Origin of the sequence: Bifidobacterium sp. (genome assembly GCF_051876855.1) — a bacterium.
GTDB lineage: Bacteria > Actinomycetota > Actinomycetes > Actinomycetales > Bifidobacteriaceae > Bifidobacterium.
On sequence record NZ_JBJEIH010000078.1, the window covers coordinates 1 to 6,560 of the forward strand.

Sequence of the window (6,560 nt, forward strand, 5' to 3'; positions counted from 1 at the left end):
CGGGGGGCACGAGCAGGGTACCGTCGTTTGGCGGTACCTTTTTTCGTCTCCGCATTAATTCCTAGCAAAACCCTTGGGAACATTGGCGTTCCAAGGTCTGCCCGACATGGTTCGACGGGTTGGCCGCATCTTCCTGAATACCCGTCGAGGCCCTTGTTTCACGGCAGTTAGGTCACAAGTTAGGTCACAATTTTTTGCTGGGGAGTTTTATCATGAGGCATATGACGAAAAATCGGAGGGACTTCGGCAACATCACCAGACGCGCGAACGGGAACGGCGTGGTCACGTCGTTGGTCGCCCGTTACCCCGATCCGAACAATCCGCGCCACAGGATACAGAAGTCGTTCAGGCCCTCCGAGGAGGATCAGGCGATCATGTGGCTGCGCACCGAGGAGAAGTATCTCAACCAGTGCCTGAGCACGCACACGCCATGGTTATCGCCGAAGCAGCGCGAGCAGATGCTCGATGACAGCCGGGTGCTGTTCGGGGATTATGTGGAGGAGTGGATCGCCAACTACCGCACGAAGACGGGCGCGCGGCTGTCCGGCTCCTCGATGCGCAACATACGCGCGGACGTGTCGCATTTCCTCGATGACTTCAAGGACATGGCGGTGCAGCAGATCACCCCGCAGGACATTCGCAAATGGTACGAGAAACCGCACCCCGAGGGGCCGCACGCCTTCCATCGCGCATGCCAGCGGTTCAAGGCGGTCATGCGGTGCGCCTCGACTGAACGCTTGGACGGCTCGCCCGCGTTGAGGCCGGACAATCCCTTCATCTTTCCGATACCGCCTCTGCCTGATTCGGGCCGCGACAAGGTGCCGCCGATCACTCCGGAGGAGCTGCGGGCGTTGTATGAGAACATGCCCGGCTACACGCGGCTGTCGGTGTATCTGTCGGCGCTGGCGGGCGGTCTGCGCATCGGCGAGGTGTGCGCGTTGCGGGTTGGGGACATCGATTTCAGGAACAAGACGCTGCATGTGAGGCACAGCGTAAGCCGCGGGGAGAATGATCGCGGGGCGACCCGGCTGTCTTCCACGAAAACCGCTTCCTCGACGCGCAACGTGATAATACCCGATGGGCTGATTCCCCTGATCCGCGAGCATATCGCAAAGTACTGCGATCCCGGCAGGGACGCCATGCTGTTCAAACCCCGGAAGGTGACGGTACTCTCACAGAACACGCTGCGCAAACACTTCGACGTCGCAAAGAAGGCGGCGGGCCGCCCCGACATCGTATTCCATACGCTCAGGGCCTCTCATGCCACGTTGCTAATCCTTGCCGGCGGCACCTTGCGCGAGGCCATGAACCAGCTCGGACACACCTCCACCGACGTCGCCATCAGGCATTACCAAAGGGCGGTAGACGAACACACCGCGCGGGTGGCGAATGCCCTAGCCGATCGCATGCTCCCGGCCGTGCGCACCCCGGAGGTGGTCGAGGCCGAGATCGCCGCCACCGAGGAGCAGCTCGAACAGGTCAAGCGGCGTCTGGAGTCCCTTCGCCGTGAGCTTCGGGAGCTTCGGTGACGATGGGCTGCGCGTAGAGCTTCCTGTCGAATATGTTTCTTTTCTGAACCTCCACGAGGAACTTTGCGAACTGGTCGTCGCGCAATACCCGGTATTTGTTCATGATGGTGCCGTCGAAGCGCACCCCGCTGGCCTTGACGGCATCGCGCCATGGCTTGACCATCTGCACGAACCCGTCGATGACGTCGAGCTGTTCGCGGTTGGCCTCCCGGTGCAGCATGGTCGGGAACGCCTGCCTGAGCAGCCTTTGGTGCTCCTCGTCGTCCTCGTCGCCGACCAGCTCGATGGGCTTGTCCGGCGGGGAGTAGCTCTCGAGCTTGTAGAGGGAGTCCTCGTAGGTCTTGAGTGCCAGTTCGAGCTTGCGGGCGGCGAGCACGTCCGGCCCCAGCAGCGCGTAGGTTTCGATGCCGTCTCCCAGACAGTAGAAGTCGCCGACCACCTCGATGTTGGACAGTCCCCTGAACGCGGGCAGATCGGCCTCGTTGAAGGGCCTGCTCAGATCGCATAGCACGCGGATCGGCTGCAAGTCCAGCACCTTCGAGAGGATCACCACATCGGACAGCGTGACGTCCTTCCGCTGCCCCAGCTCGATGGCGGTGATCCAATCGACGCTGACGTTGTAGCCCAGTTCCCCGGCCCGTTCGACGAATACCCTGCGGCTCATCGCCTCGTGGCCCGGCGTATCCTCCTCGTTCCTGCGCAGGTTCTGCATGCGCTTTCCGAACGCCTCCAGCTTCCGATTGGGTGCTTGCCGCATATCGGCTCCTTTCCGTTAGCACGTCACTCACCACGATACCACAAAGTTGGGGAATACCCATAAAAAACGAGATACAAGGGGTAGGCCCCGTATTGTGTGGATCAGTTGGTTCAAGCCAACCAAGTAATTGCAGGATTCGAGGAATCGAGGAGGTGACGACGATGGCGGCACGGCGGCAGGCGGTGACGGAGATCCCCGAGACCATGACCTACAACGAGGTCATGGAGGCGTTGAAGTCTTCGCGTTCGTTCATCGACCAGCTTGTGGCCGACGGCGATCTCGTCGTGTACCGGATCGGCAGGCGGAAGAAGCTCATCGATAAGAGGTCGGTGCTGGCGTTCTTCCAGCGACCGTTCAACGCCCCCGCCGTCGACCAACGCGAGTCCCTGAACCTCTGCGAATAAATTCCGATCTAAGGAGATGTTATGACAACTGTTAAAGCTTTGATCGAATCGGTGCTGCTGACCGGCAATGTCAACGAGTCCACCCGGCGCGACGACGATGGCAAGGACGTTCCCGAGAAGACCATCGACGGGCGTCAGGTGTTCAAGGTCGAGGTGATGGAGAACGTCACCGGCCGCAACGGTGCCAAGCACATGCAGACCTTCACATACAAGGTGCCGGACGGCGATTGGCGCAAGCATGTCGGCCTCGGCGTCAAGGCTCGCCCCGTCAATCCGACCTTCTCAACGGGCACGCTGAGCAACGGCACTCACTGGGAATCGTTCCGCGCGGACGACCTGGAGTTCGCCGACGCCAATACCCAAGGCGGGGCCGCCGATGGCGCGGCCGATGACTTCATCGAGATGGGCGAGGAGTGAGCGTCATGGATAATTTCGACAACTTCCAGCAGTCTCAGCCCGCTTCCTCGACCCTTGCCTCCGTGGGCCTCGCGCCCGGCCGGTGGCTCACAGTCTACGAGTCCCCGATGCCCGCCGCCGTGACGGACGCCCTCATGACGCGGGACATGTTGCTTACGTACCTGAGCAAGAGCGGCCGCAAGCATGCGCAACGTGCCTCACGGCTCGTGGACATCTACAACCGGGTGCTCACACCGGCGGTGGCGAACGTCGCCCGGCCATTGGCTCAAGGCATCAATACCCTGATATGGCCCGATTACCAGCGCATGCTGCCCGAGGATCTCACCCCGGACCTCATGTGGGACTTCGACCATATCGAGGCCAACCGTGCGGGCCGTCTGCGCATCGCGATACGACCCGACTTCCTGCGCACGACCAGCGAGTTCTCCCATATCGTTGAGCAGGTGCTGCCCCACACCGACCGCCGCTTCGGCCTGTGGTTCGACCAGTCCAACACCCGCGACCAAGCGTTCGTCAACCTCATCACCGTCGAGGGTGCCATCGACCCCGCCGTGGTGAGGGCTTACTGCGACGCGCTCAAGGACTACGGGGTGGCACCCCGATGATCGCCACAGAACGGCCCCACAGCGCCCCGGAGCGGCAGGCCCCGGGGCGTTCCCGTAGCACCCGGAAAACAGCCGCAGACAAGCGCGTGGCAGCCATGTCGGCGGACGCGGGAAGGCACGGCGGGCGACCGAGCGCGGCGAGGAAGACAGACGGGCCGGACCACGGCCGTGGCATGGCGCGAGCCGGCACCGCCGGCGAGCTTCTCGGTAAATATGAGGACAAAGCGTACAGCAGCCCCGAGGAGCTGACATGGCGCATGCGCGTCATGGGCTGGCGCACCAGTTCCCTCAGATCGGTCAGGGCATGCGGCAGAAGCGTGCTTCCCCCGTCCGACCATGCCGATGGCAACGCCCATGTCAAGACCTACATAAGGAGCGACGGCAGCATTGGGGTGTCGATCGGGGGCCTGTGCTCGTGCGGATCGCGCAACTGCGCCCGATGCGCCGGGGTGATCGCCAGACAACGCGCCCTGCAACTCGCTGATGGCCTCGACTGGTGGCTCAATGCCCCATACACGAATGCCGACGGGCGGACGTCACGCCGCTGTGCCCTGTTCCTCACGCTCACGGTCAGGCACTCGCTCGACGATACGCCCGCCGACCTCATTGACGCGGTGAGCCATGCCAGATCGGCCCTGACCAACGGCACTCCATATCGTGGGGGCAGGCGCTTCATCGGGGATCGCGACCGCCATGGCATCGCCGGGTGGGTCAACACCATCGAGAACACATGGAACCCGGTCAACGGGCACCACATTCACCTGCACGCGATAGTCCTGCTGGCGCGAATACCCACGGTGGAGGAGTACGTCAGGCTCGGGCGGCGACTGTTCGGCAGGTGGGCCGCAAGCCTTGCCAAGGACGGTTTCGACTGCGACATGAACCACGGCGGCTTCAACCTCCGGCTGGTGTCCGACACCGCCACAGCCGGTGAGGCATTGGCCGAATACGTCTGCAAGGACACCGCCGAACACGCCGCCTTCGAGCTGCTCAACGGCCAAGGCAAGCACGGGCGCAACGGCTCCATGACCTATTTCGGCATGCTTGCGCAGATCGCCAACGACCCCAAAGCCAGCCGCTTCTGGTTCGCCCTTCCCAAGGGCGGCAAGGTCATATGGCCCGACGCCAATACCCTGATGGTCGCCGACGCCCTCACCGGCGAGATCATCGGGGACTATCCGGTCAACAACTCCACGCTGCGGCTGCTCAGGATCACCCACGAAACCGAGCAGGCCCTCAAGGGCCGGCGCATGGTCACCTACAGCCACAGGGCCAAGGACGCCGCGAACCCGCTGGACACGGCATGGAACAAGTTTCTGGACAAGGCCCGGCCCGACGATCAGACCGACGAGCAACTCGCCGACAACCGCGCCGACCTCGGCAGCGACGTCATGAAGATCAGGCCCGGCCAATGGTACGAACAGTACGTGACCCACCCCGAACGCATCTTCGAACTGCTCGACAATACCCGCAGGCAAGCCGACCTATAACCGATGCGCATATCGGCGCCCCATTGCGCCGACCCCTCCCGAATGTCCTTAGACGTCTTGCGGAGGGGACTTATCAATCAGAGAACACTGACCGACCGACCATGGGAGGAAGGACCTTATTCAAGCCGAAACCACATACGGCTTGCGAATCGCGTTCTTATTGATGAACCACACCCACGTGCCCCACGTGTTCGCGGGAGCCTTCTGAGGATCGAGAGACACCGTCTGCTGACCCGGTGAGTTGAATGTCTTCGTCACCACACCGCCCAGCTGCACGCCTCCAGCCGACTTAATCTGGTTGATGTAAGTCTGGAAGGCGGCATCGGTCTTATCACCCGCGTATGGGCGGTGATTGAGGATCAAGTCCTTCGGGCCGGTGAAGTAATACCCCTTCGCCGTGATGCTCACGTTATTGCCGTGCTCATCCTTAGGCCACGAGTCACCCTGCTTCACGCCGACCGTCACATTATCAGTGATGGACTGACCCTCCTGAATGACGTGAGGGGCACTGGTGGAGATGGTGGGGGTGAACTTCTGAATCGGCTGGGCAGGCTGGTACTTGTCCAGAACAATCACCACGATGCTCAGCTGGCTATTAACGGCTTTATTGTCGTCTGCCGGGCAATAATTCGCGTTTTTGCACACCCTCTCTTCCATCATTCTCTGGACGGACAGGCTTGGTTCGTCTTCGAATGGGTTGTCAACCTTATATGAACGCGTTCCTGCGTACTGAAACCAAGTGGGCTTGATGTATTCATTCCAAAGCGAGACCCAGTGGGACGCCTTGGCCTCCTCCCAAGAAGTGCCGTGATATACACCGTCACCAAGCATGGCACCGACCGCAACCACACGGCAATCACCATCACCCTCACCGGGATGACGGGCATGGAAGCCACTCACGCACTCGTTATAAGCCTGTGTACGAGCCGCCGTGATCTTGGCTGGTCCTTCGTTATCGATCCCAATACCCGATGCGGCGAAGGCTGCGTAGACCGAACTATCAACTGCGGCAGACCCGAATGAGCCTGAGGTCACGTCATTCGGGTTGGAAAGCGCCTGATCCTTGTATGTCCACCAAACATCACGGCTTCTACTTGGGGTTCCGCCTTCACCGGCGAACTGACTGCCGCTACCACCGCCGGCATACGCTGTGGAAGCCACCACGCCGCCCGTGGCGAGAGTCGCCACAGCCGCAAGAAGGGCAATACCCTTCCTCAACCACTTCGGCTTGCGCTCGGGCGGAGTCTTAGAATTATGCTTCTTCAACTGCATAACGCTCCTTGAATCTTGACTACATAAGCAAGGCCGCACGAGCGGCCTGCTCGCCGTCAAACAGGCAATCAAGAAGCAGACATGAC

At 61.4% G+C, this 6,560-nt stretch carries 7 protein-coding genes; 5 read left to right on the forward strand and 2 right to left on the reverse strand.

The genetic code is table 11. The features are described 5' to 3' along the window. Nucleotides 1-221: 221 nt before the first annotated feature. Nucleotides 222-1,529 carry a tyrosine-type recombinase/integrase gene (locus ACI38B_RS04950; RefSeq protein WP_439729780.1) on the forward strand — a complete coding sequence of 436 codons (1,308 nt, stop codon included), beginning with the start codon at nt 222-224 and terminating at the stop codon, nt 1,527-1,529. Here ACI38B_RS04950 and ACI38B_RS04955 read toward each other — a convergent pair. Further along, entirely contained in the window at nt 1,480-2,286 is an 807-nt protein-coding gene (locus ACI38B_RS04955) for a hypothetical protein (protein ID WP_439729781.1), read from the reverse strand. The two genes, ACI38B_RS04950 and ACI38B_RS04955, sit on opposite strands and share 50 nt — an antisense overlap. A 161-nt stretch (nt 2,287-2,447) precedes the next feature. Between ACI38B_RS04955 and ACI38B_RS04960 the strand changes: the two genes are divergently transcribed. From ACI38B_RS04960 to ACI38B_RS04975, 4 genes are read left to right on the forward strand one after another with little or no spacing between them, the layout of a single operon-like run. Further along, a complete protein-coding gene (locus ACI38B_RS04960; RefSeq protein WP_439729782.1) occupies nt 2,448-2,690 on the forward strand; it encodes a hypothetical protein in 243 nt (80 codons plus the stop codon). Nucleotides 2,691-2,711: 21 nt separating this feature from the next. Continuing rightward, the gene (locus tag ACI38B_RS04965) at nt 2,712-3,107 is read left to right on the forward strand and encodes a hypothetical protein (RefSeq protein ID WP_439729783.1); all 396 of its coding nucleotides are present in this window, start codon (nt 2,712-2,714) and stop codon (nt 3,105-3,107) included. A gap of 5 nt (nt 3,108-3,112) precedes the next feature. Next, nucleotides 3,113-3,712: a hypothetical protein gene (locus ACI38B_RS04970; protein ID WP_439729784.1), complete on the forward strand. Its 600-nt coding sequence runs from the start codon at nt 3,113-3,115 to the stop codon at nt 3,710-3,712. Further along, nucleotides 3,709-5,202, forward strand: a complete 1,494-nt coding sequence (locus ACI38B_RS04975; RefSeq protein WP_439729785.1) for a hypothetical protein — start codon at nt 3,709-3,711, stop codon at nt 5,200-5,202. The genes ACI38B_RS04970 and ACI38B_RS04975 overlap by 4 nt, the downstream gene beginning before the upstream one ends. A gap of 120 nt (nt 5,203-5,322) precedes the next feature. Here the strand turns inward: ACI38B_RS04975 and ACI38B_RS04980 are convergent, their stop codons facing one another. Beyond that, nucleotides 5,323-6,474: a hypothetical protein gene (locus ACI38B_RS04980; protein ID WP_439729786.1), complete on the reverse strand. Its 1,152-nt coding sequence runs from the start codon at nt 6,472-6,474 to the stop codon at nt 5,323-5,325. Nucleotides 6,475-6,560: the final 86 nt, after the last annotated feature.